The organism is Aliterella sp. E5.1 (assembly GCF_057473825.1).
On sequence record NZ_JBYCCV010000274.1, the window covers coordinates 1 to 2,111 of the forward strand.

Consider the following 2,111-nt stretch of genomic DNA (forward strand, 5'->3'; position numbering starts at 1 on the left):
GCTCCATTCGTGCTTTGTCTAAACGTTGGTTGTGGGCGATCGCTTTGGCGCGTTCCCGCAACTTGTAGTTGTTTAACTCGATTAGCTGTCGATCTGTTGTGGAAATAACAGTAATACGTTGACTAATCGTTTCATCAATTAACCAGGCAAACGCTTCTGATTCGGGCTGCTGCTTGACCCCAACAGCCCCAGAGAGTTTCCCGAAGAAGTCGCTAGTACGCTCTTAGATGCTTGGCGAATCTCCGCTTCTAGTTGCCCAGAGTCAACATACTGTCGCAATCTTTGAGCGGTCATCTGCCAGAACAAGGCTTTGATCTCCTCTAGTTGCTCAACTGCCATTTGGGGCAATGCTTCACGGATTTGTTCAGCTTGGCTAAAAGCAGGTTGACTGAGCAATTGTCTAACTTCATCAAGCAAAATACTATGAGCGTTAGACTTGCTCTGTTGATGAGCAATCCCAAAATGTGCTGCTACTTCTTCATAAGTCTTATCCTGCTGTTTGACTAGAGTACACGCCTCTATAAAGCGATCGCATTCAACACCTGTGTATTGCTCTTTGTCCGGTAGACCGCAGGCTGATAAGATTTTGCTTGCTTCAGTTAGAGAAATACGTGTCCCACATTCTTGTGTAGCAAGAGCTAACAGTTGGGAGATATCTAAATCGTTGTCCTCTATTGTCGTAGTATTCGATTCTTGCTCTAAGGAGTTACTCGACTTTCTACCTCTACCTGATTTCTTAGGTTTAGGTGAGAGAAGTTGGTTGAACATTTCTGCTGCCGCCGCGTAGTCACCTACTTGTGCATCATTGAAGTATTTACGAATAACGTCAAACCCCGATTGAATTTGCTCATCGGCATACTCATCTTGCTCTGACGATAGTTTACAAGCGACAAGGGTAGCGTCTACATCTTCTAACGACAACGAATAGAGATTTTGCAAATCTTGTTTGGTGTAAGGCATGGTGATTCCTCAAAGTAAGTAAATTATTGAACCAAAAGTTGTTGCTAGTTTGGGGACGACTTGAATTGTTCAATTGCCTCAGATAAAGCGTCTATAGAAGTCCAAGACATCACAGATACCCCGCCTTTAATCCGCACAGAAAACCAATGTTCGCTGCTAACTCCATAGCCCAGTTGACATATCAGTTTGTAAGCAGCGTTAGCATCCGACCATCCTAAGCTTCGTTGCACCTGCGAAATCACTCGCCAAGGAGGTACGCCCACCTTACTAAGCTCTTTAATGGGAAAAGTATTAGCGGCTAACTCACGCTGCAACTTTTCCCGCTCCAACTCAATTTCCGCTAATCTAACCTTCAGTTGTAGTTCTCGTTCGCTGCTAGTTTCCAAAGATTGCTGGGCTGATTCTGGCGTTGATAGGTTCTGGTATATTGCTTCGAGTCGGGCTACGCCTGTAGGGGATAAATCGTCTGTCAAATCGTAAGAGCGCTCTTCCCGACTATGTTTGACCCCAAACGCTTCGTCTGCTAACTCATACAGTGAATGTTTAAGCAAAGCAACTACTATTGCTCTAGCTTTCGGGTTGCCTTCTGCCGCGCACTTATGCCAGAACAGACACGCTACCTCAAAATTTATCGGGATGATTGGTCGGTTAGCACCCTCTAAGAAAACTTCTTCGGTTACAGTGTAACTTTGGGAAGTATTATCCAGAAACGATTGTAGGTACTTTGAGCGACAAAACCGTGACATTGAATTACGATTTTTGTCTACCACTTCTGTTGCTTGAGTGTGACTGAGCCGATAACTTCCATCAGGGAGCATAGCAACTTCTAAGGAAATGTCACCTATTTGAATTACCTGACGTTGTGCCTTATAGGTTTGGGACATGATTTGTCTCCTTATGAATCATCACTGGCTAAAGATTGATTGAAAAGTGGCATCGTCACTGTGGTATAGCAACTCACAGTTCTGGGGCATAACTGCAACACCTTCTTCTGGTGTGCTGTTACTATCTTCTAAACTTGGCTGCTGCTCGTTCGTTTGTTCTTTACTACTTGGCGGAAAACTGGCAGCCTGAGTTGAGGATTGTTGATTCTGTGGACGCAAAGCCGGGACTACTTCTAGCTCCTCCTCTAACCCACAAATATGTGCCAG

At 44.7% G+C, this 2,111-nt stretch carries 3 protein-coding genes; all 3 read right to left on the reverse strand.

Going from position 1 to position 2,111, the window contains the following annotated elements:
* Nucleotides 1-138: 138 nt before the first annotated feature.
* Nucleotides 139-960: a hypothetical protein gene (locus tag AC2VE5_RS26205; RefSeq protein ID WP_486890485.1), complete on the reverse strand. Its 822-nt coding sequence runs from the start codon at nucleotides 958-960 to the stop codon at nucleotides 139-141.
* Between the two features lie 44 nt (nucleotides 961-1,004).
* Complete coding sequence (locus AC2VE5_RS26210) at nucleotides 1,005-1,844, reverse strand: hypothetical protein (RefSeq protein ID WP_486890486.1); 840 nt, start codon at nucleotides 1,842-1,844, stop codon at nucleotides 1,005-1,007.
* Nucleotides 1,845-1,865: 21 nt separating this feature from the next.
* On the reverse strand, nucleotides 1,866-2,111 hold a 246-nt coding region (locus AC2VE5_RS26215), incomplete at its 5' end, for a hypothetical protein (protein ID WP_486890488.1).